The organism is Brevundimonas sp. (assembly GCF_046293315.1).
Lineage (GTDB): Bacteria > Pseudomonadota > Alphaproteobacteria > Caulobacterales > Caulobacteraceae > Brevundimonas.
Map to the genome: position 1 here is coordinate 152,251 of NZ_JBKBPF010000005.1, position 25,131 is coordinate 177,381.

Here is a 25,131-nt window from a genome sequence, read left to right on the forward strand (position 1 = left end):
TCACCCGGATGAGCGGGCGGCCTGTAGTTCGGCTTTGGCCTGGTCGAAAGTGGCCACGACGCTGTCGGGCGGACGCCCCATCAGGCTGACGATCACGGTGGTCAGGGTCGCCAGGATGAAGCCGGGCACGATCTCGTAGATGACCGTGGTCAGGGCCTCGCCACCCGGCAGGACCGGCGCGAAGACCCAGAACAGCACCGTCACCGCGCCGACGATCATGCCGGCCAGGGCGCCGTTGCGGGTGACGCGGCGCCACATCAGGCTGAGGATCACCAGCGGCCCGAAGGCGGCGCCGAAGCCGGCCCAGGCGTTGGACACCAGAGTCAGGACATTGCTGTTCGGATCGTAGGCCAGATAGATGGCCACCAGGGACACCAGCACCACCGCCAGACGGCCGACCGTCACCAGCTCCCTCTGGCTGGCGTTGCGGCGGAAGAAGACGCCGTAGAAGTCCTCGGTCAGGGAGCTGGAAGACACCAGCAGCTGGGACGAGATGGTGCTCATGATCGCCGCCAGAATGGCCGCCAGCAGGAAGCCCGTCACCAGCGGGTGGAACAGCACGTCGGACAGAATGATGAAGATGGTCTCGGGATCGGTGACCTCGATGCCGTTGTTGGTGGCGTAGGCCAGACCTGTCAGGCCGGTGGCCAGGGCGCCGATGATGGTCACGGCCATCCATGTCATGCCGATATTGCGGGCTGCGGGTATGTCCTTGACCGAGCGGATGGCCATGAAGCGCACGATGATGTGCGGCTGGCCGAAATAGCCCAGCCCCCAGGACAGGGCGGATATGATCCCGATCAGGCTGGTCCCGGTGAGAAGCCCGAGCAGGGCCGGGTCGACGCCGCGCACGGTCTCGGTCAGGCCGCCCACCCCGCCCACGTCGGTCAGGGCCACGACAGGCACCAGGATCAGGGCCACGAACATGATGCAGCCCTGGACGAAGTCGGTCAGGCTGACGGCCATGAAGCCGCCGAACAGGGTATAGGCCACCACCACGCCGGCGGTGACCCACAGACCCCAAGCGTAGTCGACCCCGAAGGCGCTGTCGAAGAGCTTCCCACCGGCCACGAGGCCGGATGAGGTGTACAGGGTGAAGAACACCACGATCACCACCGAGGAGATCACCCTGAGCAGGCGCGACCGGTCCTCGAACCGCTTCTCGAAGTAGTCGGGGATGGTGATCGCGTCACTGGCCAGCTCTGTGTAGACGCGCAGCCGCGGGGCCACGAGCAGGTAGTTGGCGAAGGCGCCGATGAACAGGCCGATGGCGATCCAGGACGCGGACAGGCCGGAAACGAACATGGCGCCCGGCAGGCCCAGCAACATCCAGCCGGACATGTCCGAGGCTCCCGCCGAGAGGGATGTCACCGCCGGACCCAGCTTCCTGCCGCCCAGCATGTAACCGGACACGTCGCTGGTGGAGCGCTTGAAGGCGTACAGCCCGATGCCCAGCATGAGGATGAAATACAGGGCGAGGGTGATCAGCGTGCCGGTTTCCATGGCCGAGAGGGGTAGCAGCCCCACGGCAATGCTTCAAACGGCCGGCGCGGCCTGTCTCAGCCCTGAGCGGTCGGGGGCGTCAGATAGCCACGCTCGACCATGCGCCGCATCCCCTCGTAGGCTTCGCTGAGCTCTTCGAAAACCTTGCGCATCTCGCCCAGCCGGGCCGCCTGATCGGCGCTGACGGCCTGACCCGAAGCGGTCAGACGGAGCGCTTCCGCGACCCATGCCCCCCGCGCATTCGCGGCCGCAATAGCGAGACGTTGGAACGCCGCCATGTCGGTCTGACCGAGCGTGCGCCCGATCAGCTCGCGATTGGAGATGAAGGCGGCGTAGTCGATCTGCTCCAGCTGGCCGCGCAGGCGGCGCTGGTCTTCCGGGCTGATGTCCTGCGGCTCGAAATGATCGCGGACGCGCCGGTAGCTGGAAGTCATCGTGGACGCCATGACGCCCCTCCCGTGAACGCGGCCCGATGGCCGCCAGACGCAGGATCGCGCACGTCGGTTAAGGCTTGGACAACAGGGGTCGCGGCGGAAAAAGCTTCCCTTTACGCACACGTCAAGTTATGAATGGGACATGGCGTCCGCAGACGATCACCGCACCTATTCGATCCGCCAGCTCTGCCGCGAGTTCGGGGCTACGGCGCGCGCCCTGCGTTTCTATGAGGACAAGGGCATGCTGTCCCCGGCTCGCCGGGGCCAGACGCGGGTCTATGACGCCAAGGACCGGGCGCGGCTGAAGCTGATCCTGCGCGGCCGCCGCATCGGCTTCACCCTGGCCGAGATTCAGGAGATGATCGACCTGTATGACCGCAAGGATCACAACGTCCACCAGATGGCGGTCGCCCTGCCCCGCCACCGGGCCCAGGTCGAGGCGCTGAAGCGCCAGCGCGAAGATCTGGACGAGGCCATCAAGGTGGCCGAAGGGGCCTGCGAGGCCATGGAGAAGCGGCTGTCCGAACACCGGCCCGATCTCCTGCCCGGCGCCGAGGACTATGAGTCCGCCCTGCGCGCCCGGCTCAATCATCACCATCACGACGACGATCAAGATTTCTTCAAAGCGAGAGCCTGACCCATGGCCTACAAAGCGCCCGTCCGCGATTTCCAGTTCATCCTGAACGAGGTGCTGGAGATCGACCGCTACGAAAACCAGCCCGGCTTCGAGGATGTGTCCTCCGATCTGGTGGGCCAGATCCTCGAGGAAGGCGCCAAATTCGCCGAGGAGGTGATCGCCCCGATCAACCGCGCCGGCGACCAGCACGGCTGTGAATGGAAAGACGGCGTCGTCACGGGCCCGCCCGGCTGGAAGGAAGCCTACAAGCAGATGGTCGAGGCCGGCTGGCCGGCCCTGCAGGCCCATACCCAGTATGGCGGCCAGGGCATGCCTGCCGTGGTGTCCATGGCCGTCGGCCAGATGACGGCGGCGGCGAGCCCGGCGTTCAGCATGTACCCGGGCCTGACGGCAGGCGCCTATGCGGGGCTGCACGCCAACGGCTCGGACGTCCTCAAGGACCGCTACCTGCCGAAGCTCGCCACTGGCGAGTGGGGCGGCACCATGAACCTGACCGAGCCCCAGTGCGGCACGGACCTGGGCCTGATCCGCACCAAGGCCGTCCCCAACGGCGACGGCAGCTATTCGATCACGGGCCAGAAGATCTGGATCTCGTCGGGCGAGCACGATTTCACCGACAACATCATCCATCTGGTGCTGGCCCGCATCGAGGGCGCGCCTGCCGGCATCAAGGGCATCAGCCTGTTCGTGGTGCCCAAGGTGTTCGTCAATGATGACGGCTCGCTGGGCGAGCGCAACGAAGGCGTCCAGTGCGCCGGGCTCGAGCACAAGATGGGCATCCACGGCAACGCCACCTGCGTGATGGCCTACGAGAACGCCAGGGGCTGGCTCGTGGGCGAAGAGAACCGCGGCATGCCCGCCATGTTCGTGATGATGAACGAGGCGCGACTGGGCACGGGCCTGCAGGGCCAGGCCATCGGCGACGCCGCCCTTCAGGCCGCAGTGGAGTTCGCCAAGGACCGCCTGCAGGGCCGCAGCCTGACGGGCCCCAAGAACCCGGACGGCCCCGCCGACCCGATCATCGTGCACCCGGACGTGCGGCGCATGCTGCTGGAGTCCAAGGCCTATATCGAGGGCGGCCGGGCCTTCATCCTGTGGACCGCCCTGCAGGCCGATCTGCAGGAGTCCGAGGACGAGGCCGTCGCCACCAAGGCCCGGGACTACATGGGCCTGATCACGCCCGTGGTGAAGGCGTTCCTGACCGACCGCGGCTTCCATGTGGCCAGCCTGGCCATGCAGGTGCACGGAGGCTCGGGCTACACCGAACACTTCACGGCGTCCCAGTCCCTGCGCGATGCGCGCATCACCATGATCTATGAAGGCGCCAACGGCATTCAGGCGCTGGATCTGGTGGGCCGCAAGCTGCCGGCCAACGGCGGGCGCGCGGTCATGAGCTGGTTCGCCGACATCGACGCCTTCGTGGGCGAGAATGGCGGAGACGAGGCGACAAAGCCCTTCATCGATGGTCTGGCCGCCGCAAAGAAGAACCTGCAGGAAGCCACCATGTGGCTGATGCAGAACGGCATGCAGAACCCGGACAACGCGGGCGCGGCCTCCACCGACTACCTGCACATCTTCGGACTGACCGCGATGGCCTATGTCTGGGCCCAGATGGCCGTGGCGGCGCAGAAGAAGGCGGGCGACAGCGACCCGTTCTACGCCAACAAGCTGGCCGTGGGCCGCTACTTCGTCGAGCGCATCCTGCCCGACGCCGAGGCGCACCTGAAGAAGCTCAAGACCGGCTCGGACGTGCTGATGGCGCTTCCGGCGGAGGCGTTCTGATCCTCTTGAAACCGTCATCCTCGGGCTTGTCCCGAGGACCCATTGTTCAGTCGCACGACAGGCTGCCGATGGTCCGATCGATCACCTCCCCCCGACCGCACGTGCAGCGGACCCGTGGGTCCTCGGGACAAGCCCGAGGATGACGGATTAGCTGAATGAACATCCTCAACATTCCCGCCCCTGACTTCATGGCCGAAGAGGAGATCACCCTCTTCTCCGACAGCGTCGGCAAGTGGATCGACGAACACGCCGGGCCCGAGAAGATGGCTGAGTGGATCGCGGCCTCGTCGGTGCCGCGCGACCTGTGGACCCGGGCCGGGGAAGCGGGGCTGCTGAATCTGTCCATGCCCGAGGAATGGGGCGGCATGGGCGGCGACTATCGCCATGAAGTGGTGCTGATGGAGCAACTGGGCTGGAAGGGCGCGGACCATTTCGGCATCTCGCTGCACAACGCCATCGTCGCCCCCTATGTGGCCCACTACGGCTCCGACGAGCAGAAGGGGCGCTGGCTGCCCAAACTGGCCTCGGGCGAACTGGTGGGCGCCATCGCCATGACCGAGCCCGGCGCGGGATCGGACCTGCAGGGCGTCAAGACGACGGCCATCAGGAAGGGCGACCACTACGTCCTGAACGGCTCCAAGACCTTCATCACCAACGGCCAGCTTGCCAATTTCATCATCGTGGTGGCCAAGACCGATCCGGCCGAGGGCGCCAAGGGCATCAGCCTCGTGGTGGTGGAGACCGAGGGGCTTGAGGGCTTCGAGCGCGGCCGCAACCTGCACAAGATCGGCATGGAGGCCAACGACACCTCCGAGCTGTTCTTCAACGACGTGAAGGTGCCGGTGGAGAACATCATCGGCGAGGCGGAAGGGCGCGGCTTCTATCACCTGATGGAGCAGCTGCCCCAGGAGCGCCTGAACATCGCGGTGCAGGGCGTCGCGGCGGCCGAGCGCGGGCTGAAAGAGACCCTCGCCTACGTCAAGGAGCGCAAGGCGTTCGGCAAGCGGGTCATCGACTTCCAGAACACCCAGTTCAAGCTGGCTGAGGTCAAGACCAAGCTGACCGTGGCGCGGGTGTTCGTAAACCACTGCATCGGCCTGCACCTGAAGGGCCAGCTGGACGCCGCCACCGCCTCCATGGCCAAATACTGGGTCACCGACATCCAGGGCGAGACCATCGACGAGATGCTGCAGCTGCACGGCGGCTACGGCTACATGACCGAATATCCCATCGCCCAGCTGTACAAGGACGCCCGCGTCCAGCGCATCTACGGCGGGACCAATGAGATCATGAAGCTGCTGATCGCCCGGACGCTGTAGTCCGCGTCAGCAGGAAGAAGAACGGGGCCGGGGTCGGCCGCAGGTCCATCAGACCCAGAAGCCGGTCGTCGTCCACCCGGCGGAAGTGATCGATGATAGGCTGGTCGTCATAGATCATGGCCGCCGAGATCAGGCCCCGGTGCTCCATGGAGCGCACGCGGGCCCCGGGTCGACTGGTCGCCAGCACAGGCAGCAGCAGGCGAAAGAAGCCCTGGGCCGCGCTCGTTCGCGCGATGCGCGGGAGGGCCAAGGCCAGGCCGAGGGGCAGCCGGGCCGGATCCACCGCCCGGACAGCGCCCGCATCCATGAACAGCAGCGGATCGACCCGGTCGCGGTCGGTGAACCGCTTGCCGTACCAGCCATGGGACGCCAGCAGTCCGTCCAGCGGGTGGCCGCTGGGCAGTTCGGTCCCGCGCCACTCCCCCGTCATGTCTTCGGGACGGACGGCGGCAAGACTGTCGAAGAAGGCCAGACCCGCCTCTGGGGTCCAGCCCTCGGCGGCCCATTGCTGCAATCGGGGCATGGCGATCTCCGGGACGGTGGAACAGTATCCCCATAACGATCTAGAACACGGCATGATCCGTCTTCATGTCCGCTCAGACCTGTCCCCCGGCGCCGCCGTCGCGCTGACCCTCGAGCAGGCCCGCTACCTGACCCAGGTGATGCGGCTGAAGGGGGGCGACGACCTGCTGGTGTTCAACGGCCGCGACGGCGAATGGCGGGCGACGGTGGCCGAGGTGCTCAAGCGGGGCTGCGTGCTGAAGGCGGAGGAACAGCTGCGGCCGCAAACCTTCGGGCCGGACCTGGACCTGATCCTGGCGGTGGTGAAGAAGGCGCGGGTCGAGACGGTGGTGGAGAAGGCCGCCGAGCTGGGCGCGCGGCGGGTGCGGCTGACCTTGACCCGCTACACCAATGCCGAGCGGCTGCGCATGGACCGGCTGGACACCATCGCCGAGGAAGCCGCCGAACAGACCGGCCGTCTGGATGTGCCCGAGATCCACGATCCGAAGAAGCTGGACGCCCTGCTGGACGGCTGGCCTGAAGGACGCCGGCTGATGTTCTGCGACGAACGGGGCGGCCCGCCGGCCCTTGAGGCCCTGGCCCACGCCGCGGACGCGCCCTGGTCCATCCTGATCGGGCCCGAGGGCGGGTTCTCGCCGGATGAGCGCGAGCGCCTGCTGGCCCTGCCCTTCGCCACACCCGTGTCGCTGGGCCCCCGGGTCCTGCGCGCCGACACCGCCGCCATAGCCGCCATGACCCTGTGGCAGGCCGCGTGGGGCGACTGGAAGGGCGCGCACACGACCAGCTGGACACAAGGGGCTTGAGCATTCGCCTCAGCCCGCCCATCTAGCCGCGACAGGCCGCGATGCGGCGAAGGGGCGACCGACCATGGCCGACGACGCGAACGAGCCGCTGACGCTTGAGACCATGGCGGGTTTTCTGGCCGAGGGCGTGAAGCCCAGGGACCAGTGGCGCATCGGCGCCGAGCACGAGAAGTTCGGCTTCCTGAAGGATGGCTTCGGCCGTCCGGACTATGAGGGGCCGTCGGGCATCCGCGCCATGCTGATGGGCCTGACCCGCTTCGGCTGGGCGCCCGTCGAGGAAGGCGGCCATGTGATCGCCCTGGAGAAGAAGAACACCGAGGGCTATGCCGCCTCGGTCAGCCTGGAGCCGGGCGGCCAGTTCGAGCTGTCGGGCGCGCCGCTGAAGGACATCCACGACATCTGTTCGGAGACCGGCCAGCATCTGGTCGAGGTCAAGATGGTGGCCGACGAACTGGGTCTGGGATTCCTGGGCCTGGGTTTCGACCCCTTGTGGACCCGCGCCGACATCCCCGTCATGCCCAAGGGCCGCTATGACATCATGCGCGCCTACATGCCCAAGGTGGGAAGCCTGGGCCTGGACATGATGCTGCGCACCTGCACCATCCAGGCGAACATGGACTTCGAGTCCGAAGCCGACATGGTGATGAAGTTCCGCGCGTCGCTGGCGCTGCAGCCCATCGCCACGGCCCTGTTCGCCAACAGCCCGTTCACCGAGGGCAAGCCTAACGGCTTCCTGTCCGCACGCGCCAATGTCTGGACCGACACCGATCCGGACCGCACCGGTATGCTGGATTTCGTGTTCGCCGACGGCTTCGGCTTCGAGACCTATGCGGCGTACGCGCTGGACACCCCCATGTATTTCGTCAAGCGCGACGGCCGGTATGTGGATGCCTCGGGCCAGTCGTTCCGGGCCTTCCTGAAGGGCGAGTTGCCGGCCCTGCCGGGCGCTGCCCCGACCCTCAAGGACTGGACCGACCACCTGACCACCCTGTTCCCCGAGGTGCGGCTGAAACAGTATCTGGAGATGCGCGGCGCCGACGGCGGGCCATGGAGCCGCATCTGCGCCCTGCCGGCCCTGTGGGCGGGAGTGCTGTACGACGCGCCATCTCTGGCGGCGGCCTGGGACCTCTGTAAGGACTGGGACATCACCGATCACGAGCGCCTGCGCCGCGATGTCACCCGTCTTGGGCTTAAGGCCGAGGTGGCGGGCCGCACGGTTCAGGAGGTGGCGAAGGACATGGTCGCCATCGCGCGTCAGGGCCTGAAGAACCGCGCGCGCTTTTCCGGCGGCATGGTGGACGAGCGCGGCTATCTGGCCGAGCTTGAGGACATCGCCGAAAGCGGCGTCACCCCGGCCGAGCGTCTGCTGGAGGCTTATCATGGCCGCTGGAACGGCGACATCGGCCAAGTCTATGCGGAACAGGCGTACTGAGGGCGAAACCTGCCCTTAACGGGTCATGGTCAAGCTGGACACAGTTCGCCCAGAGAGTTCGCCCATGACCTGCCAGCCGCTCGAAGCTTCCCCTCGTCCGAACGACGCAGGCGGGGCGTCGTCCGGGGTCGACCTGGGCACCTTCTTCGATGTGTCGCTGGACCTGCTGGTGGTGCGCGATCTGGACGGCACGGTGGTCAAGGCCAGCGCCTCCTGGCGGGCTGTACTGGGCTATCGTCCCGACGAGATTGAGGGCCAGGGCTTGCTGCGCCTGATCCATCCCGACGATCTGGCCGCCACCCGGCACAGCATCGTCGAGGTCGAGACCCGCCGGCCCGGCGACCCGGTGCTGGGCCAGGTCAACCGCTATCGGCACAAGCAGGGCCACTACGTCACCCTGGAGTGGCGCGCCCAGCGGCATGGCGACCGCATCTATGCCGTTGCGCGCGACGTGACCGACAAGGTCGCCGCCGAGCGCGACCTGATCGAGGCCAAGGCCGCCGCCGAGGCGGCCAGCCGCGCCAAGTCAGACTTTCTCGCCAATATGAGCCACGAGATCCGCACGCCCCTGAACGGGGTCATCGGCATCGTCGACGCCCTGTCGCGCACGCCCCTGTCTGCGGACCAGTCCGAGATGGTCGCCCTGATCGCCTCGTCCGGTGTGACCCTGGAACGGCTGGTGTCCGACATCCTCGACGTGTCCAAGATCGAGGCCGGGCAGCTGGATCTGGAGGCGCGCCCGTTCGACCTCGAAGAGGCCCTGGCCGCGCCGCTGGACGTCATGCGTCTGCGGGCCGAGGACAAGGGGCTGGATTTCGTCGTGCGGCGTGCACCGGATGCGCGCGGGATGTTTGTGGGCGACAGCACCCGCATCCGGCAGGTGCTGGGCAATCTGTTGTCCAACGCCGTCAAATTCACCCATCAGGGCGCGATCACTGTCAGCGTCGCCGTGGCGGAGCCGCAGGACGGAGACACGCGTGTGCTGTTCACGGTCGAGGACACCGGCGTGGGTTTTGATTCCGATCACGCCGCGCGGCTCTTCGACCGCTTCAACCAGGCCGACGCTACCATCACCCGCCGGTTCGGCGGCACCGGGCTGGGGCTGTCCATCTGCCGCTCGCTGGTGGAGATGATGGGCGGGCGTATCGCCGCCGCCTCCACCCCGGGCGCGGGCAGCCGGTTCGAGGTGGAGATCCCCCTGAGCCGGGCCGCATCGCTGGCCGACTATGACGCCCGTGAACGCACCACGACCCTTACCGGCGGCGGGCTGGACCGGCCCCTGCGCGTGCTGCTGGCCGAGGACCATCCCACCAACCAGCGCGTGGTCCAGCTGATCCTGGGCGCCCACGCCGCCGAGGTGGTCATCGCCGAGGACGGCGCCCAGGCCGTGATCGCCTTCGCCACGGACCGCTTCGACGTGGTGCTCATGGACATGCAGATGCCGGGCATGGATGGCCTGACCGCCACCCGCGAGATCCGGCGGCTGGAGGCCGAGCGGGGTTCGGCCCCCACCCCGATCGTCATGCTGAGCGCCAACGCCATGGCTGAGCATCGGGATCAGTCCCGCGAGGCCGGGGCGGACATCCATGTGCCCAAGCCCATCACCGCCGCGACCCTGCTGGCGGGCATTCTGGCGGTGACCTCGCAAGGGTGCGCGGGCGAACAGACTGCGCCATAATCCGAACGGCCGCGCCATGCGGCGGAATACGGAGCAGGACCAGTCATGAGCGGAGCCATCCACATCGGCGTCGGCGGCTGGACCTATGAGCCGTGGCGGGGCGTGTTCTATCCCGACGGCCTGGTCCAGAAGCGGGAGCTGGAATACGCCGCCTCCAAACTGACCTCCATCGAGATCAACGGCACCTACTATTCCACCTTCAAGCCGGACAGCTGGCGCAAGTGGCGGGACGAAACGCCGGACGGTTTCGTCTTTTCGGTCAAGGCCAGCCGCTACTGCACCAATCGCAAGGTTCTGTCGGAAGGCGGCGAGAGCTTTGACCGCTTCCTGGCCCAGGGCCTGACCGAGCTGGGCGACAAGCTGGGTCCGATCAATTGGCAGTTCATGGCCACCAAGAAATTCGACCCGGAGGATTTCGAGGGCTTTCTGAAGCTTTTGCCCAGGGAGAAGGACGGCCTGCGCCTGCGTCACGCGCTGGAGGTCCGGAACCCCGGTTTCGATGTGCCGCAATTCCATGACCTGGCGGCGAAGTACGGCGCGGCCATCGTCTACGCCGAGGATGATGAGGCGCCGGAGTGGCCGCGCCTCGACCAGGACACGGCCGATTTTCGCTATGCCCGCCTCATGTCCAGCCGCGAGGACGAGCCCGCAGGCATGACCGCGGCGGAGCTGGACAGCGTGGCGGACCGCGTGAAGGGCTGGGGCAAGACAGGCGACGTGTTCGCCTATTTCATCGCCGGGGCGAAGGTGAGAAACCCGGCCGCCGCCATGGCCCTGATCGAAAGGCTCCCGTGACGGTTGCGCATTACCGGAGGAGACCACACCTAACCTGAATCTGTCAGGAGACACCCATGCCCATCGCCACCCGCGCCTTCGCCGCCACGTCGAGCGACGCCCCGCTCTCGCCCTTCAGCTTCGACCGGCGCGATCCCGGCCCTGACGATGTGGCTATCGAGATCAAGTTCGCGGGCGTCTGCCACTCCGACCTGCACATCGTGAAGAACGATCTGGGCAACACGACCTACCCGATCGTGCCGGGTCACGAGATCGCCGGCGTGGTGACGGCGGTCGGCGATAATGTCGCCCGATTCAAGGTCGGCGATCGGGTCGGCGTAGGCTGCATGGTCGACAGCTGCCGCCAGTGCCAGCCCTGCCGCGACGGCGAGGAGCAGTATTGCGTCCCCGGCATGACCCAGACCTATGGCTCGGCCGATCCCAAGGGCGCCGCCGTCGGCCAGAAAATCACCCAGGGCGGCTATTCCAGCGCCATTGTGGTCGACCAGAACTATGTCGTCACCATTCCCGACAGCATCCCGCTGGACGCGGCCGCGCCCCTGCTGTGCGCGGGCATCACCACCTATTCGCCCCTGCGCCACTGGAAGGTCGGACCGGGCTCGAAGGTCGCCGTGATCGGTCTGGGCGGCCTCGGCCATATGGCGGTCAAACAGGCCGCGGCCATGGGGGCGGAGGTCACCGTCCTGTCGACCTCGGACCGCAAGAAGGCCGACGCCGAGCGCATGGGCGCCAAACATTTCCTGATCAACTCGGACAAGGCGGCGATGCAGGCGGCGGGCGAGAGCTTCGACCTGATCATCAACACCGTCTCTGCCACGCACGAGATCGCCAGCCACGTCCAGTTGCTGGCCAAGGACGGCACCATGGTCATGCTGGGCCTGACCACTGAAGGCCTGCCGGTCTACGCCATGGGTCTGCTGTGGCGGCGCCGGGCGGTGGCCGGGTCGCTTATCGGCGGCATCCGCGAGACCCAGGAGATGCTCGACTTCTGCGCCGAGCACGGCCTCGCGTGCGACATCGAGGTGATCGCGCCCGACCAGATCAATGAAGCCTACGAGCGCATGGAGAAATCCGACGTGCGCTACCGCTTCGTCATCGACATGGCGAAAATGAACTAACGACCGCCGTCAGGACGACGGCTGCAGGGTGGGCCGAACCAGCGACAGGTCATAGCCGAGCTCACGGGCCCGGTTCATAATCTGCGCCCGGACAGCCGCGGTGGGTTGGGGCGTGCGGCTCAGCAGCCAGAGGTAGCGACCCGACCCCTCGCCCACGATGGACCACGCGTAATCGTCGGCGTGGTCCAGAATCCAGTAGTCGCCGAAATAGAACGGGCCGAAGAACGACACCTTCAGCCGGGCGTTGCCGCTGCCTTCCACCACCCTGGCGCGGCCCTCGATGGATTTCAGCTCACCGGACAGACCGCCTTGGCGGCAGGCGTTGAGCACGCCGACAAGGCCGTCATTGCGTACTGTGTAGGTGGCGGTCGTGCCTTCACAGTCCCGTTGAAACCCGTTCTCGTAGCGCCCGATCTCGTACCAGAGGCCCGCATAGCGGTTCAGTTCCACCGGGCGGGCGGGCGGGGGCACGGCGGCGTTGCCGACGGGGCCGCGCTGAAGGCTCGCACAGGCCGTCAGGGCCAGGGCGGCGCCGACGATGGCGGTGAGGACAATGGGGCGTCTGTTCATGAGCGCCCAACGGGCAGGCCTGAAAGCAGGTTCCCGGGGCCCCAAATGGAAAACCCCCCGCCGGGTTACGGCGAGGGGTTTATGGTGGAGCTAAGCGGAGTCGAACCGCTGACCTCTTGAATGCCATTCAAGCGCTCTACCAACTGAGCTATAGCCCCGAACCTTTCGGTCGGCCGCCGCATCCATCATCGATGGGGGCGGCGAAGGCGGCGGAACCTATGTCAGGCCGATGGGGCGATCAAGCCCTTCCGCCGCCTATTTTTTTATCCTGATTTCAGTCGTCGTCCTTCTTGGCGCCCTTGGTGATTTCTCCGTCGATGGAGTCGTCATCCTCGTCTTCGAGGAAGGGCACGGAATCGTCGTCATCACTGATGTCGTCGTCGTCATCGTCATCGCCGGCGCTGACAGTGATGCCAGCGTCGTCGTCGGGGGAGTCGTCGTCGTCATCATCCGGCGTGATGATGGGCTCATCGCCGCCCTGGTCGATCTCGGGGGCGGTGACTTCCTCCTCCTCGTCCTCGTCCGCGTCGGCGGGCTTGGCCTTGACCTGATCTTCTTCGGTCTCGTCGACGAAGGTCGTGCGGCCCTTGCCACGCCGGGCCTTGACGGCTTCTTCCGGGTCGAACTCGGTGTCGCACTTGGGACAGTGGGCCGGGCGGCGGTTCAGGTCGTAGAACTTCGCCTGGCAGTTGGGGCAGAGTTGCTTCGCGCCCAGTTCGGGATTGGCCAAGGTTCGAGCCTTACGGTTGGTCGATTTGAATTCGGGCGGCTCCCTTGCCACCACAGGAGGCCGCTGTCAAAAGCGGATTCCGCGCCAGGCGCATCTGATTGCAATTCGACCCACGGAATCGCGGGTGACATTCTCTGAAATCCTGACCTCGCGCCGCTCGCGCGCGCTGGCCGGCGCCGTGCGTGCGCCGGGCGACAAGTCCATGTCCCACCGGGCCCTGATGCTGGGCGGGCTGGCCCATGGCGAAACCACGATTGAAGGCCTTCTGGAGGGCGAGGACATCCTCGCCACGGCCCGCGCCGTCCAGGCGTTCGGCGCCGTCGTCCAGCGGACGGGCGACGGCGCCTGGCGGGTCGAGGGTCGTGGCGGCTACCGGACACCGTCGGGAGTCATCGACTGCGGCAACGCCGGCACCGGGGTCCGCCTGTTGATGGGCGCGGCGGCCGGGTTCGATCTTTCCATCACCTTCGACGGCGACGCCTCGCTGAGAAAGCGCCCCATGAAGCGGGTGACCGCGCCCCTGTCGGACATGGGCGCGCGCTTCAACTGGGGCGGGACCGAGGACCGGCTGCCCCTGACGCTGCACGGCGGCGGCCTGAAAGGCATGGTCTATCGCCAGGCCGTGGCTTCGGCCCAGGTCAAGTCGGCTATCCTGCTGGCGGGACTGAACGCGGCGGGCGAGACGACGGTCATCGAGCCGGAGCCCAGCCGCGACCACACCGAGCGCATGCTGCGCGCCTTCGGCGTGACCGTAGAGGTCTCGGAGACCGGGGAAGGCCGGGTGGCGCATCTTTCCGGCGGGCAGCGTCTGACCGGAACCCATGTGGCGGTGCCGGGCGATCCGTCCTCGGCCGCATTCCCGCTGGCGGCGGGACTGATCGTCCCGGGATCGGTTGTGACGGTGGAGGGGGTGATGCTGAATCCCCTGCGCACGGGCCTGTTCCAGAGCTGGATCGAGATGGGCGCAGATTTGACCATCGCCAACCGGCGCATGGCCGGCGGCGAGGAGGTCGGCGACGTCACCGCGCGACATTCGGCGCTGAAGGGGATCATCGTCCCGCCGGAGCGGGCCGCCTCCATGATCGACGAGTACCCCATCCTGGCCGCCACCGCCGCCTATGCGGTCGGCGCGACGGTGATGCGCGGCGTCGGCGAGATGCGGGTCAAGGAAAGCGATCGCATTTCGCTCATGGCGACCGGCCTGGCCGCGTGCGGGGTCAAGGTGGAGGAGGAGCCGGAGGGCTTCATCGTCACGGGAGGCGCTCGCGTTGCCGGCGGCGCCACAGTGCGCACAGCCCACGACCACCGCATCGCCATGAGCCATCTGGTGCTGGGGCTGAACAGCGAAGAGCCCGTCGCGGTGGATGATCCCGGCATGATCGCCACGAGCTTTCCGGGGTTCGTGCAGTTGATGCAGGGGCTGGGGGCCTCTATCGAGCCGGGATGATCCGCTCCCTCATCATCGCTGTCGACGGCCCGGCCGCCTCCGGCAAGGGCTCCATCGCCTCGCGTCTGGCGGCCCATTACGGCCTGCCGCACCTGGACACGGGGCTGTTGTATCGGGCTGCCGGGCTGAAGGTTCTGGCGGCGGGCGGCGATCTGGGCGACGCCGTTGCCGCCACGCGCGCGGCCGAAACCGTCACGCCGGGGGACCTGATCGACGAAATCACCCTCACCAGCCGGGGCGCGGGCGAGGCGGCCAGCCGGGTGGCGTCCCACCCCGGGGTGCGCGCGGCGCTGTTGAAGTTGCAGCAGGACTTCGCCCGGCAGGCGGGCGGCGCGGTCCTGGACGGGCGCGATATCGGCACGGTGATCGCGCCGGACGCGCCGGTGAAGCTGTTCGTGACAGCAAGGCCGGAGACGCGTGCGCATCGCCGCTGGCTGCAGTTGACCGGGCGCGGCGAGGCCATCGCCTTCGACGAGATGCTGGCCGACATCATTCGCCGCGACGAGCGTGACGCCGGGCGCGGGGCGGCCCCCATGGTCATGGCCGAAGACGCGGCCTTGCTGGACACCACCGAAATGGATATAGAGACCGCCTTCGATGCGGCCCGCCGCGTCGTCGAGGCGGCGCGCGTCCGGCACGGGTTCTAGAAGCCCGCGGACAAATCCAACGCACCATCCCTCGACGAGCCGCGGGCGTTCAGGCCGGTTTTCATGCCGCCCGCATCGCCACTGCCTGACATCTCCGTTCAACCGCCGCGCGGACTCCGTTCGCGCGCCAACCTCGTTAGAAACAACATCAACCCTATGACCGATACACTCACCCCTACCCGCGACGATTTCGCCGCCCTTCTGGACGAACAGCTTTCCGGCCGTGACCTCGGCGAAGGCCAGGTCGTCCATGGCCGCGTCGTCGGCATCGAAAAGGACATCGTCATCGTCGATGTCGGCCTGAAGACCGAAGGCCGCATCGCCATGCGCGAGTTCGGTCAGGGCGACGGCGCCGCCCTGCCCAAGGTGGGCGACAACGTCGAGGTCTATCTGGAGCGCGTCGAGAACGCGCTGGGCGAAGCGGTCATCAGCCGCGACAAGGCCCGCCGCGAGGAGGCATGGACCCGTCTGGAAGGCGTGTTCGCCGATGAGCAGCCGGTCATGGGCGCCATCGTCGGCCGCGTGAAGGGCGGCTTCACCGTCGATCTGGGCGGCGCCTCGGCGTTCCTGCCCGGTTCGCAGGTGGACATCCGTCCCGTGCGCGACGTCGGCCCGCTGATGGGCAAGGAACAGCCCTTCGCGATCCTCAAGATGGACCGTCCGCGCGGCAACATCGTCGTGTCGCGTCGCGCCATCCTGGAAGAGGCCCGCGCCGAGCAGCGCACCGAGCTGGTCGGCCAGCTGGCCGAGGGCGAAGTCCGCGACGGCGTGGTCAAGAACATCACCGACTACGGCGCGTTCGTGGATCTGGGCGGCATCGACGGCCTGCTGCACGTCACCGACATGAGCTGGAAGCGCGTGTCCCACCCGTCGCAGGTCCTGGCTGTCGGCGACACGGTCAAGGTGCAGATCATCAAGATCAACCCGGACACCCAGCGCATCAGCCTCGGCATGAAGCAGCTGCAGGCCGATCCGTGGGAAGGCGTCGAGGCCAAGTACCCGGCCGGCGCCAAGATGACGGGCCGCATCACCAACATCACCGACTACGGCGCCTTCGTGGAGCTGGAAGCCGGCGTCGAGGGCCTGGTGCACGTCTCGGAAATGTCCTGGACCAAGAAGAACGTCCATCCGGGCAAGATCGTCTCCACCTCGCAGGAAGTGGACGTGGTCGTGCTGGACGTGGACAGCGCCAAGCGCCGCATCTCGCTGGGCCTGAAGCAAGCCCAGAACAACCCGTGGGAGGCCTTCGTCGAGGCCCACCCGATCGGCTCGACCGTCGAGGGCGAAGTCAAGAACGCCACCGAGTTCGGCCTGTTCGTGGGTCTGGACAACGACATCGACGGCATGGTGCACCTGTCCGACCTGGACTGGAACGTCTCCGGCGAGGAAGCCATCCAGCGCTACCACAAGGGCGAGACCATCAAGGCCAAGGTGCTGGACGTGGACATCGAGAAGGAGCGCGTCTCCCTGGGCGTCAAGCAGCTGGGCGGCGACCCCATGGAAGGCGACACCTACCGCAAGGGTCAGCAGATCACCGTCACCGTGACGGCGATCGAGAGCGGCGGCATCGAGGTCAAGTTCGGCGAGGACGACACCCCGGTTTCGGCCTTCATCCGCAAGTCTGACCTGTCGCGCGACCGCGCCGAGCAGCGCCCCGAGCGCTACGCCGTGGGTGACCGCGCCGACGCCATGATCACCTCCGTGGACAAGGCCACCCGCCGCGTCTCAGTGTCGATCAAGGCGCTGGAAATGAAGGACGAGAAGGAAGCCATCGATCAGTTCGGGTCCTCGGACTCCGGCGCTTCGCTGGGCGACATTCTGGGTGCCGCCCTGCGCGAGAAGGCCGGTTCCAAGGAGTAGGTTTCCTCCTTTCGAAGACGGATCAGGCGGCCGGGGCGACCCGGCCGCCTTTTTCGCGCCCTTTGAAGATTAAGGACGAATTCGCGACTGAATCGCGAGTGGGGCTTTATTCGCAGGGCCAACGGTGGCTAAGGTCATCTCTTGGACGTCGCCCGGACCTGTGCCGGCGCGGCCTGGCGCACTCTCACGGCGGGGGCCGATCACTGATGATCAAGTCGCAGCTCATCGAAAAGCTGGCCGCCGAGAACACGCACCTCACCCACGCCGAGGTCGAGCGGGTGGTGAACATCGTGCTGGACCGCATGATCGGCGCCATGAGCATCGGCGGGCGCGTGGAGCTCCGCGGCTTCGGCGCTTTTTCCGTGCGGTCACGCCCCGCGCGCGCCGGACGCAACCCCCGCACCGGCGAGACCGTCGAGGTGCCCGCCAAGTCCGTGCCCTTCTTCAAGAGCGGCAAGGAGCTCCGCGAGCGGCTCAACGCCTCGGGCGACGCCTGAATATCTCCATGGACAGCCGCTGGCGCATCGCCCCGGCCGATTTCGAAGATCCCCGGCTGCTTGATCTGTTGGGGCTTCACCTGGAGGCCATGCGTCGATGGTCGCCGCCTGACAGCGTGCATGCCCTGGATCCGTCCGGGCTCCAGACGGCAGGTGTCACGCTGTTCGTCCTCTGGGACGGCGAGACCCTGCTGGCCATGGGTGCGCTCAAGACCAGCGCGGACGGCGTCGGCGAAATCAAGTCCATGCGCACCCATCCGGATCATCTCGGACGCGGCGCCGCGCGGGCCATGCTGGAACATCTGATCGCCGAGGCCAGACAAGCGGGATGCGTCCGGGTGAGCCTGGAAACCGGCTCGGGCGAGGCGTTCGAACCGGCGTTGAACCTGTACCGCCGTCGCGGGTTTCGACACGGCGCGGCTTTCGCCGGCTATGAAGCGACCGACTTCAACCAATTTCTACATCTCGACCTGACGCCCGACTGAGGCCGCGTCGCAAGCAGGAGCAAGGCATGGGCCTTTTCAAGGAATTCCGCGAGTTCGCCGTTCGCGGCAATGTGGTGGACCTGGCCGTCGGCATCATCATCGGGGCGGCCTTCAACGGCATCGTCCAGGCCCTGGTCAACGGGGTGATCATGCCGCCAATCGGCCTTCTGTTCGGCGGCGTCGACTTCGCCGAGCTGAAGTGGGTTCTGGTCCCGGAGAACCCGGCCACCGAGGCGATCGAGGAAGTATCCATCCTGTACGGGGCCTTCATCAACACCATCGTGCAGTTCGTGATCGTGGCCTTCGCGGTCTTCATGCTGGTGAAAGGGATCAACGCCATGCGGCGCAAGCAGGCGGCCGAGCCGACGCCCGCGACGCCGCCGGCGCCCACCCCCACCGAGGCGCTGCTGGCCGAGATCCGCGACGAACTGAAAGCCCGACCCGGCGCCTGACCCGGACCCGGTTCAGGCTTTCGGGACCGGTCGCAGGCAGAAGCTGTAGTCGCCGTCGAACGGCGTTGGCGACCAGCCCGCCCGCAACCGCGCGGCATGTTGGGCGTCGAAGCGCGCGTGAGCATGTCCCCAGCCGCCCTCGCGGCGGGCCCGACGCACCAGCGGCCCGAGCGCCTCGAGCAGGTCCGGCGAGACCACCTGAAGCCGCACCTTGGCTGCGCCCAGTCGCCCCGCATTGGCGATCAGGGCGCTGGTCAGTACAGCCGCCGCGTCGGGCTCATCCCGCAGGGCGACCAGGTCGATGATGTCGAGCAGCGGCGGCTCAAGGCGGCTCATCTTCGCCATCTGGGCTAACAGCCAACCCGTAACCGCGCCGTCCCGGCGGTAGACCAGCCGGATGGGCGGCAGCGTTCCGTCCGGCTCGCTCAGCCGCCAGCGCAGGGTTTCGGCGCTCCGGTCGGCAAGCACGCGGCCTTCGGACCTGAGCCGGGACCAGAACAGATCCCAGTCTTCATCGAACCGGTCGAGCGGCGTCACCTGCGGCGGCAAGCGCAGCGCCGGGCTTCGGCCGAGGCGACGGTTCATCAGACGTTCGGGACCGGGCCTGCCGCTGAGATGCGGCGTCAGGCGCCGCACGACGCCAGCCACGCCCGCGGCGACCGGGTCGATCATCCATGCCAGTTTCAGCCCATGGGTGGCCTGCGGGTAAGGCTCAAGGCCATGCCGCCGGTAGAGCGGGGCCGACAGGGCGTTGGCGTTGAGGGTATAGAACAGGGCGGCGTCCTCCCGGTTCATGATCCTGCGGATGAGGGGCCCCGCAGCGCCTCTGAGGTCGGGCGGCACGATGATGGAATAGCCGGTGACACCCAGGACGGGCTGAGCCCCGATCCAGAAACGCTGCGGAAACTGGCCCACGAAGGCGGCGCGCCCCGCTTCATCCTCCGCCAGCCAGCCGATGGGAAAGTCGTCCGGCCGCGCCGGATTGGCGGCTAGCCAGCGCCAGCCCTCAGCAGAGCGCGCGGGCCAGTCCACCGCGCTGTGCAGGGCGTCGACGACGGGGGCGTCGGCGGGCATGAAGGGGCGGATGTTCAGCGACATGAAGGACCGGCAAGACTCTTGCGGCAGCATCGGGGGCAAAGCTTTTGATATGATGACCACCGATCCGGGGCTGTGGCCGTCCGTGTACGCATGACTGTCATGATCCCGGACTAGGCTGACGGACATGTTCGCCGCGTCCCTGTTTCGTCGGCCCGCCAGCCGGGCGCAGGCCATGACCGAGGTCGTGCTGGCCGCGCTTCTGGCGTTGCAGCCCGTGCTCTGGGTCTGGGCGCTCGACGGACCGGCGCAAGGGCGGACGGAGGCGGCGGCCCTGACGGTCAACGCGCATCGAGGAGTGAACGCCCCTCCCGGCGACGATCCCTTTTTCAAGAGTTCGGGCGATGGCCCGGTCCTGACGCCGCACACCCTCTACGCCGTGCGTTCAGGCGCACAGGCCGGTGCGATCGTGGCCGGGCCGGACGGCGTTCACAAGGCCGTCCGCGTCGGCGAGATCGTCAGCGAGGGCGTCGTCCTGGCTGCGGTGGCGTCCGACCATGTGGTGCTGGCCCACGGCCGGGCCCGGACACGACTCGACTTCCCGGCGGCGCCGCCCGCGCCTGGCCCCGGGCCGGCGCCGGCCGCCATGGCCGCAACGGGACAGGTCGCAGCCGGCCAGAGCGGTGCGGGATCGGGCGGGGCCGAGACCGCCACCTACGCCACGGCTCTGCGGCCGGTCTCTGACAACGGCGCCGACGGCTATGTGTGGAGGCCGGGAACGGACGGCGGCGTTCTGGCGGCTGCGGGACTGAGGCCGGGCGATGTGATCGTGCGCATCAACGGCACGCCCTTTGATCGCGCCGAGCGAATGGAGGAACTGGCCGCCGATATCGCCGCGGGTCACGCAGTCGACCTCGAATACAGGCGAAATGGCGCGGTGTTTTCAAGTCGATACACCCCGCAATAAGTATATCACAAACATAAATATTGCTCCGTCGTCGGATGTTTAGCAAATACGGCGAAATTACTGTCATCCGATCATTGCAAAGAGCGTCTAATCCCGTCTCCCGAGTTGCGGGGGCGTCGGCATGGTGCGCGGCGGGTCCTGCTTTTCGCGCAACGAGGGGACTCCCATGTCACGTACCTACAAGATCCTGATGGCCGGCGCTGCTGCGCTCGCCCTGGCCTCCTGCGGCTCGGCCGAAGTGGCCTCGCCCGGTGAAGGCGGCTTCGGCGGCGGCGGAAGCGGCGGTGGCGGCGGCGGTGGCGGCGGCGGCGGCGGCGGTGGAGCCGCTGCGGACTGCCCGGCCGGCTTCGACAACGTCGGCATCATCAATAACCTGCGCAACTGCCAGCTCCCCGCGAAGGTCGTCGGCAACCTGGTGGTGCCGCTGCGCACGGGCACCATCTACTCGCTGGGCGGCCGTACGGACGTGGGCGACGACCAGGGCGCCAACCCGGCCGCGCCGATCGCCGGCGCCCAGGACGGCACCCTGACCATCGAGGCGGGCGTGACCATCTTCGGCTCCAGCGGCGCTGACTTCATCGTCGTCAACCGCGGCTCGCAGATCTTCGCCGAGGGCACCGCCACGGCGCCGATCATCTTCACCAGCCGCCAGAACGTCGAAGGCACGTCCGGTCCGGACTCCATCGGACAGTGGGGCGGCCTGGTCATCCTGGGCCGCGCGCCCATCGCCGCCTGCCCCGGCGGCGTGACCCCGCCGAACCTGGCCTGTGAGGCCCAGGTGGAAGGCACCAGCGCCTTCTACGGCGGCAACACCGTAGCCGACAACTCGGGCCGCCTGCGTTATGTGCGCGTTCAGTTCCCGGGCTTCGAAATCCTGCCCGGCAACGAGCTGAACGGCATCACCCTGGCCGGCGTCGGCAGCGGCACCACCATGGAGTACATCCAGGTCCACAACTCCTCCGACGACGGCATCGAGCCGTTCGGCGGCACGGTGAACCTGCGTTACATCGTGCTGACCGGCAACGATGACGACAGCTTCGACACCGACACCGGCTATCGCGGCTCGGCCCAGTTCATGATCATCCGTCAACGGTCCGCGGGCGGCGACCGTATGTTCGAATCCTCCTCGGCCGGCAACCAGGCCCTGTTCACCCGCCCGTACATCTCGAACGTGACCGCCATCGGCCGCCCCAATGGCGGCGACGCGATCATCCTGAACACCGGCCATTCCATGCGGATGTACAACTCGGTCATCACCGGGTCGGCCGCCTGCCTGGACATCGACGACGCCGCCACGGTGGCCAACGGGCCGACCTTCAACTCGGTCCACTTCAGCTGCCCGATCGCCTTCCGCGACGACACCAACGTCACGGCCGCCGAAGCCGCCGCCATCTTCAACGCGGGGTCGAACAACACGGCCAACGGAACCTCGACGCTGAACGGTTTCGTCAACGGCGCGAACGAGAACGGTGTGACCGCCACGCCGGTCAACTCGGTCAGCGCCTTCCTGCAGAACGTCGACTACATCGGCGCTGTCCGCGACAGCAACGACAACTGGTGGCGGGGCTGGACCTGCGGCCTGGAGACCGGCTCGGTCTGCTGATCCGAGCACAAGGAGACGAGCGGCGGCCTTTCACAGGCCGCCGCTCATTCCCGTTTCGTCGACATCTCAAAGGCGCAAGAAGACCATGACCCGCATCATCCACACCCTGAGCGGGCTTCTGCTCGCCACAACGGCCCTGGCCGCGCCGCACGTCGCGCTGTCCCAGTCCGTCGAAACCGAACAGCCCGACGTCACCTCGGTCGAAGAGATCGTCGTGCTGGGCCGCTACATCCCCGAGCCCATGAGGGCCACCTCCGAGATCTCGGCCTTCGTCACGGCCGAGGACCTGCAGCGCACCGGCGACTCCACCGCCGCCGACGCCCTGGTTCGTGTCGCGGGCCTGACCGTTGCCGAAAACCGCTTCGTCTACGTCCGCGGTCTGGGCGAGCGCTATTCCGCCGCTCGCCTCAACGGCTCGCCCCTGCCCAGCCCCGAGCCGCTGCAGCGGGTCGTGCCGCTGGACCTGTTCCCGGCCTCCATCCTGCGCAGCGTCGCCGTGCAGAAGACCTATTCGCCCAACTATCCGGGCGAATTCGGCGGCGGCATCATCGATCTTTACACCGTCGCCACCCCTGACCAGCCGTTCTTCAACTTCGGCGTCAGCATGGGCGGCAACACCGAGACGACCCTTCAGGACGGCCTGATCTATTACGGCTCGCGCACGGACTTCACCGGCTTCGACGACGGCACCCGCGACCTGCCCGGCCAACTGCGCGCGGCCCTCGCCACGGGCAACCGCGTGGTCCAGGGCGCCAACTTCACGGCTGAAGACATCCAGCGCATCGGCTGGGACTTCGTCAACGCGCCGCTGAACCTGCTGCAGATGGAAGACACCATCCAGCCCGACTTTGGCTTCGACATCTCGGCCGGCCGGTCCTTCGACATGGACTCCGGCGCCCGCTTCGGCATCATCGGCGTGCTGGGCTACAGCAACGAGTGGCGGACCCAGAGCGGCGTGCAGGGCGAAGGCCGCGTCGACGTCGACACCCTGTCGGCCACCCGCCAGTACGACTTCATGTCCACCGACAACAACATCGGCTGGGACGGTCTGCTGGGGCTGAGCTTCGAGACCGGGGATCACCTGATCCAGTGGACCAACCTTTATGTCCGTCGCACCACCAAGGAAACCCGCTCGCGCCAGGGCTTCGACTTCGACGCGCCGGGCAACAACCTCGTTCGTGACGACTATACCGCCTGGTATGTGCGCACCCTGTTGAACACCCAGCTGGCCGGTGAACACACCTTCGGCGATCTGGGCGTGAACTGGCGCGGCGCCTGGGCCCGCTCGACCCGGGATGCGCCCTACGAGAAAACCATCCGCTACTCCATCGACGATGACGGCGTGGCCTTCCATGAAGGGCAGCGCAACTCCACGTCCTTCAGCGAACTGACCGACGATGTGATCAGCGGCGGCATCGATCTGAGCTACGCCGTGGCCCTGTCCAACCTGCGCGACATGACCTTCACGGTCGGTGCGGAAACCTACGAGAACACCCGCGACGCGGAACAGCGCATCTTCTCGTTCCAGGGCTCGGGCCTGACGCCCGAGTTCCAGCGCCAGCGGGTCGACTTCTTCTTCGCCGACTTCAACCAGGGTCCCGGCCTGATCCGTCTGGTGGAAACCACCGGCGGCGGCGGCGCGGCGGCCTATGACGCCGAGCTGACCGTCAACGCGGCCTATGCCCAGGTCGAGGCGGACATCCTGCCGCTGGTCAGCGGCTCGGTGGGCGTGCGCTACGAGGAAGCCGAACAGACTGTCGTCTCGCGCGACCTGTTCGGCGGCGCGTCTCCGTTCCAGCCCACCCAGCTCGAGAACGACTACTGGCTGCCGGCGGCGACCCTCACCTGGAACTTCGCCGACGACATGCAGTTCCGCTTCGGCGCCTCGCAGACCATCGGCCGTCCCCAGTTCCGCGAACTGGCGCCCCAGCAGTATCTGGATCCGGACAGCGACCGCCTGTTCATCGGCAATCCGTTCCTGACGGACAGCGAGCTGCTGAACCTGGATGTACGCTATGAGTGGTATTTCCAGCGCGACCAGTATGTGACCGTCGGCCTGTTCTACAAGGACATCGACCGTCCGGTGGAATCGGTCATCAACGACACCGGCTCCGTGACCCAGCAGACCTATCTCAACGCTCCCGGCGCCGAGCTCTGGGGCATTGAACTGGACGTGAAGAAGTATTTCGACAGCCCCATGACCGGGGCCTTCTGGGACGGCAAGCGCTGGCTGGTCCAGGCGAACTACACCCATGTCCAGTCCGAGCTGCGGGTCGGAGCGGACGACGAGGTGTTCCCCCTGTCCGGCAACGGCACGCCGCAGCTGGCGACGAACTTCTTCGTCGACGGCGTGCGGATGACGGGTCAGTCCGAGCATCTGGCCAACCTGCAGTTCGGCTGGGAAGACGACATCGTCGGCTCCCAGGCGACCATCCTGGTCAACTACGCCTCGGAACGCTCGTCGGCCCGCGGCCGTCCGGGCGAGCCGGACCTGATCCAGGAGCCGGGCGTCATGCTGGACTTCGTCTATCGCCGCGACTTCGGAGCCTTCGGACGCGACTTCCGCTTCGGACTGGAACTGCGCAATCTTCTGGGCACCGAGTACCAGGAGTACCAGGAACTGGGTGAGCGGGTGGACATCAACCGGTACGACCTGGGAACGTCCGGCTCGATCAGCCTGAGCACCAGCTTCTGACCCGACCGGCGGGGCGGTTCGCTGCCTCGCCGGATCGTCCGTGAACCCGGTGATCGTCACACGATTGTCGCCATTGCGTCATCGACCCGAGCGGGCTTTGCGCCCCTTCGCCGCGCTAAT

The 25,131-nt window shown here is 67.2% G+C and carries 23 protein-coding genes and 1 tRNA gene; 17 read left to right on the top strand and 7 right to left on the bottom strand.

Features of this window, described 5'->3' with window-relative positions:
• Both putP and ACK4SE_RS06430 read right to left on the bottom strand, forming a co-directional pair.
• Positions 1-1,527 (bottom strand): sodium/proline symporter PutP, encoded by a 1,527-nt coding sequence (putP, locus tag ACK4SE_RS06425; RefSeq protein WP_409690116.1) that lies wholly within the window; start codon positions 1,525-1,527, stop codon positions 1-3.
• A 32-nt stretch (positions 1,528-1,559) separates the two neighbouring features.
• On the bottom strand, positions 1,560-1,949 hold the full coding sequence (locus ACK4SE_RS06430) for a hypothetical protein (RefSeq protein WP_409690119.1): 390 nt from the start codon (positions 1,947-1,949) through the stop codon (positions 1,560-1,562).
• Between the two features lie 130 nt (positions 1,950-2,079).
• Here ACK4SE_RS06430 and ACK4SE_RS06435 point away from each other — a divergent pair, with 130 nt between their 5' ends.
• The 3 genes from ACK4SE_RS06435 (at position 2,080) to ACK4SE_RS06445 (ending at position 5,675) form a co-directional block, all read left to right on the top strand.
• A complete protein-coding gene (locus ACK4SE_RS06435) occupies positions 2,080-2,574 on the top strand; it encodes a MerR family transcriptional regulator (protein ID WP_409690121.1) in 495 nt (164 codons plus the stop codon).
• Positions 2,575-2,577: 3 nt separating this feature from the next.
• A complete protein-coding gene (locus ACK4SE_RS06440) occupies positions 2,578-4,356 on the top strand; it encodes an acyl-CoA dehydrogenase C-terminal domain-containing protein (RefSeq protein WP_409690123.1) in 1,779 nt (592 codons plus the stop codon).
• A gap of 155 nt (positions 4,357-4,511) precedes the next feature.
• A complete protein-coding gene (locus ACK4SE_RS06445; protein ID WP_409690125.1) occupies positions 4,512-5,675 on the top strand; it encodes an acyl-CoA dehydrogenase family protein in 1,164 nt (387 codons plus the stop codon).
• Here ACK4SE_RS06445 and ACK4SE_RS06450 read toward each other — a convergent pair.
• Positions 5,644-6,198 carry a DUF4334 domain-containing protein gene (locus ACK4SE_RS06450; protein ID WP_409690128.1) on the bottom strand — a complete coding sequence of 185 codons (555 nt, stop codon included), beginning with the start codon at positions 6,196-6,198 and terminating at the stop codon, positions 5,644-5,646. The two genes, ACK4SE_RS06445 and ACK4SE_RS06450, sit on opposite strands and share 32 nt — an antisense overlap.
• Before the next feature lie 52 nt (positions 6,199-6,250).
• Between ACK4SE_RS06450 and ACK4SE_RS06455 the strand changes: the two genes are divergently transcribed.
• The 5 genes from ACK4SE_RS06455 to ACK4SE_RS06475 all read left to right on the top strand — a co-directional run bounded on the left by ACK4SE_RS06455 (position 6,251) and on the right by ACK4SE_RS06475 (position 12,023).
• Positions 6,251-7,000, top strand: coding sequence for a 16S rRNA (uracil(1498)-N(3))-methyltransferase (locus tag ACK4SE_RS06455; protein ID WP_409690131.1), 750 nt, complete (start codon positions 6,251-6,253; stop codon positions 6,998-7,000).
• Between the two features lie 64 nt (positions 7,001-7,064).
• Positions 7,065-8,432: a glutamate--cysteine ligase gene (locus ACK4SE_RS06460; RefSeq protein WP_409690133.1), complete on the top strand. Its 1,368-nt coding sequence runs from the start codon at positions 7,065-7,067 to the stop codon at positions 8,430-8,432.
• Between the two features lie 64 nt (positions 8,433-8,496).
• Complete coding sequence (locus ACK4SE_RS06465; protein ID WP_409690135.1) at positions 8,497-10,110, top strand: ATP-binding protein; 1,614 nt, start codon at positions 8,497-8,499, stop codon at positions 10,108-10,110.
• Positions 10,111-10,155: 45 nt separating this feature from the next.
• Entirely contained in the window at positions 10,156-10,905 is a 750-nt protein-coding gene (locus ACK4SE_RS06470; RefSeq protein ID WP_409690137.1) for a DUF72 domain-containing protein, read from the top strand.
• Between the two features lie 56 nt (positions 10,906-10,961).
• Positions 10,962-12,023 (top strand): NAD(P)-dependent alcohol dehydrogenase, encoded by a 1,062-nt coding sequence (locus tag ACK4SE_RS06475; RefSeq protein ID WP_409690140.1) that lies wholly within the window; start codon positions 10,962-10,964, stop codon positions 12,021-12,023.
• 9 nt (positions 12,024-12,032) lie between these two features.
• On the opposite strand, the gene ACK4SE_RS06480 is transcribed toward ACK4SE_RS06475, so the two are convergent.
• The 3 genes from ACK4SE_RS06480 to ACK4SE_RS06490 all read right to left on the bottom strand — a co-directional run bounded on the left by ACK4SE_RS06480 (position 12,033) and on the right by ACK4SE_RS06490 (position 13,323).
• Positions 12,033-12,593 carry a lipocalin family protein gene (locus tag ACK4SE_RS06480; RefSeq protein WP_409690142.1) on the bottom strand — a complete coding sequence of 187 codons (561 nt, stop codon included), beginning with the start codon at positions 12,591-12,593 and terminating at the stop codon, positions 12,033-12,035.
• A gap of 82 nt (positions 12,594-12,675) precedes the next feature.
• Positions 12,676-12,751 (bottom strand) — tRNA-Ala (locus ACK4SE_RS06485).
• A 116-nt stretch (positions 12,752-12,867) separates the two neighbouring features.
• On the bottom strand, positions 12,868-13,323 hold the full coding sequence (locus ACK4SE_RS06490; RefSeq protein ID WP_409690144.1) for a TIGR02300 family protein: 456 nt from the start codon (positions 13,321-13,323) through the stop codon (positions 12,868-12,870).
• Between the two features lie 124 nt (positions 13,324-13,447).
• Between ACK4SE_RS06490 and aroA the strand changes: the two genes are divergently transcribed.
• From aroA to mscL, 6 genes are all read left to right on the top strand, one after another.
• Positions 13,448-14,770 (top strand): 3-phosphoshikimate 1-carboxyvinyltransferase, encoded by a 1,323-nt coding sequence (gene aroA / locus ACK4SE_RS06495; protein WP_409690147.1) that lies wholly within the window; start codon positions 13,448-13,450, stop codon positions 14,768-14,770.
• Positions 14,767-15,417 (top strand): (d)CMP kinase, encoded by a 651-nt coding sequence (gene cmk / locus ACK4SE_RS06500; protein WP_409690150.1) that lies wholly within the window; start codon positions 14,767-14,769, stop codon positions 15,415-15,417. The genes aroA and cmk overlap by 4 nt, the downstream gene beginning before the upstream one ends.
• Positions 15,418-15,573: 156 nt before the next feature.
• A complete protein-coding gene (gene rpsA, locus ACK4SE_RS06505; RefSeq protein ID WP_409690153.1) occupies positions 15,574-17,277 on the top strand; it encodes a 30S ribosomal protein S1 in 1,704 nt (567 codons plus the stop codon).
• A 206-nt stretch (positions 17,278-17,483) separates the two neighbouring features.
• Positions 17,484-17,774 (top strand): integration host factor subunit beta, encoded by a 291-nt coding sequence (locus tag ACK4SE_RS06510; protein ID WP_409690156.1) that lies wholly within the window; start codon positions 17,484-17,486, stop codon positions 17,772-17,774.
• Between the two features lie 8 nt (positions 17,775-17,782).
• Positions 17,783-18,259, top strand: coding sequence for a GNAT family N-acetyltransferase (locus ACK4SE_RS06515; RefSeq protein ID WP_409690159.1), 477 nt, complete (start codon positions 17,783-17,785; stop codon positions 18,257-18,259).
• 26 nt (positions 18,260-18,285) lie between these two features.
• A complete protein-coding gene (gene mscL, locus ACK4SE_RS06520) occupies positions 18,286-18,711 on the top strand; it encodes a large-conductance mechanosensitive channel protein MscL (RefSeq protein WP_409690161.1) in 426 nt (141 codons plus the stop codon).
• A gap of 12 nt (positions 18,712-18,723) precedes the next feature.
• Here mscL and ACK4SE_RS06525 read toward each other — a convergent pair whose 3' ends face one another.
• Entirely contained in the window at positions 18,724-19,809 is a 1,086-nt protein-coding gene (locus ACK4SE_RS06525) for an N-acetyltransferase (RefSeq protein WP_409690164.1), read from the bottom strand.
• Positions 19,810-19,933: 124 nt separating this feature from the next.
• Here ACK4SE_RS06525 and ACK4SE_RS06530 point away from each other — a divergent pair, with 124 nt between their 5' ends.
• The 3 genes from ACK4SE_RS06530 to ACK4SE_RS06540 all read left to right on the top strand — a co-directional run bounded on the left by ACK4SE_RS06530 (position 19,934) and on the right by ACK4SE_RS06540 (position 25,011).
• A complete protein-coding gene (locus tag ACK4SE_RS06530) occupies positions 19,934-20,713 on the top strand; it encodes a PDZ domain-containing protein (protein ID WP_409690166.1) in 780 nt (259 codons plus the stop codon).
• A 166-nt stretch (positions 20,714-20,879) separates the two neighbouring features.
• A complete protein-coding gene (locus ACK4SE_RS06535) occupies positions 20,880-22,316 on the top strand; it encodes a hypothetical protein (RefSeq protein WP_409690169.1) in 1,437 nt (478 codons plus the stop codon).
• 85 nt (positions 22,317-22,401) lie between these two features.
• Positions 22,402-25,011 carry a TonB-dependent receptor domain-containing protein gene (locus ACK4SE_RS06540; protein ID WP_409690171.1) on the top strand — a complete coding sequence of 870 codons (2,610 nt, stop codon included), beginning with the start codon at positions 22,402-22,404 and terminating at the stop codon, positions 25,009-25,011.
• The last annotated feature ends 120 nt before the right edge of the window (positions 25,012-25,131 follow it).

Bases quoted from the DNA above. Each gene is read 5' to 3' on its own strand.
- ACK4SE_RS06530 (WP_409690166.1), top strand. From the start codon at position 19,934: ATGTTCGCCGCGTCCCTGTTTCGTCGGCCCGCCAGCCGGGCGCAGGCC.
- ACK4SE_RS06460 (WP_409690133.1), top strand. From the start codon at position 7,065: ATGGCCGACGACGCGAACGAGCCGCTGACGCTTGAGACCATGGCGGGT.
- ACK4SE_RS06480 (WP_409690142.1), bottom strand. From the start codon at position 12,593: ATGAACAGACGCCCCATTGTCCTCACCGCCATCGTCGGCGCCGCCCTG.
- ACK4SE_RS06450 (WP_409690128.1), bottom strand. From the start codon at position 6,198: ATGCCCCGATTGCAGCAATGGGCCGCCGAGGGCTGGACCCCAGAGGCG.
- ACK4SE_RS06430 (WP_409690119.1), bottom strand. From the start codon at position 1,949: ATGGCGTCCACGATGACTTCCAGCTACCGGCGCGTCCGCGATCATTTC.
- ACK4SE_RS06455 (WP_409690131.1), top strand. From the start codon at position 6,251: ATGATCCGTCTTCATGTCCGCTCAGACCTGTCCCCCGGCGCCGCCGTC.
- ACK4SE_RS06540 (WP_409690171.1), top strand. From the start codon at position 22,402: ATGACCCGCATCATCCACACCCTGAGCGGGCTTCTGCTCGCCACAACG.
- ACK4SE_RS06470 (WP_409690137.1), top strand. From the start codon at position 10,156: ATGAGCGGAGCCATCCACATCGGCGTCGGCGGCTGGACCTATGAGCCG.
- ACK4SE_RS06445 (WP_409690125.1), top strand. From the start codon at position 4,512: ATGAACATCCTCAACATTCCCGCCCCTGACTTCATGGCCGAAGAGGAG.
- cmk (WP_409690150.1), top strand. From the start codon at position 14,767: ATGATCCGCTCCCTCATCATCGCTGTCGACGGCCCGGCCGCCTCCGGC.
- ACK4SE_RS06475 (WP_409690140.1), top strand. From the start codon at position 10,962: ATGCCCATCGCCACCCGCGCCTTCGCCGCCACGTCGAGCGACGCCCCG.
- ACK4SE_RS06465 (WP_409690135.1), top strand. From the start codon at position 8,497: ATGACCTGCCAGCCGCTCGAAGCTTCCCCTCGTCCGAACGACGCAGGC.
- ACK4SE_RS06515 (WP_409690159.1), top strand. From the start codon at position 17,783: ATGGACAGCCGCTGGCGCATCGCCCCGGCCGATTTCGAAGATCCCCGG.
- ACK4SE_RS06440 (WP_409690123.1), top strand. From the start codon at position 2,578: ATGGCCTACAAAGCGCCCGTCCGCGATTTCCAGTTCATCCTGAACGAG.
- rpsA (WP_409690153.1), top strand. From the start codon at position 15,574: ATGACCGATACACTCACCCCTACCCGCGACGATTTCGCCGCCCTTCTG.
- ACK4SE_RS06525 (WP_409690164.1), bottom strand. From the start codon at position 19,809: ATGTCGCTGAACATCCGCCCCTTCATGCCCGCCGACGCCCCCGTCGTC.
- mscL (WP_409690161.1), top strand. From the start codon at position 18,286: ATGGGCCTTTTCAAGGAATTCCGCGAGTTCGCCGTTCGCGGCAATGTG.
- ACK4SE_RS06435 (WP_409690121.1), top strand. From the start codon at position 2,080: ATGGCGTCCGCAGACGATCACCGCACCTATTCGATCCGCCAGCTCTGC.
- ACK4SE_RS06535 (WP_409690169.1), top strand. From the start codon at position 20,880: ATGTCACGTACCTACAAGATCCTGATGGCCGGCGCTGCTGCGCTCGCC.
- ACK4SE_RS06510 (WP_409690156.1), top strand. From the start codon at position 17,484: ATGATCAAGTCGCAGCTCATCGAAAAGCTGGCCGCCGAGAACACGCAC.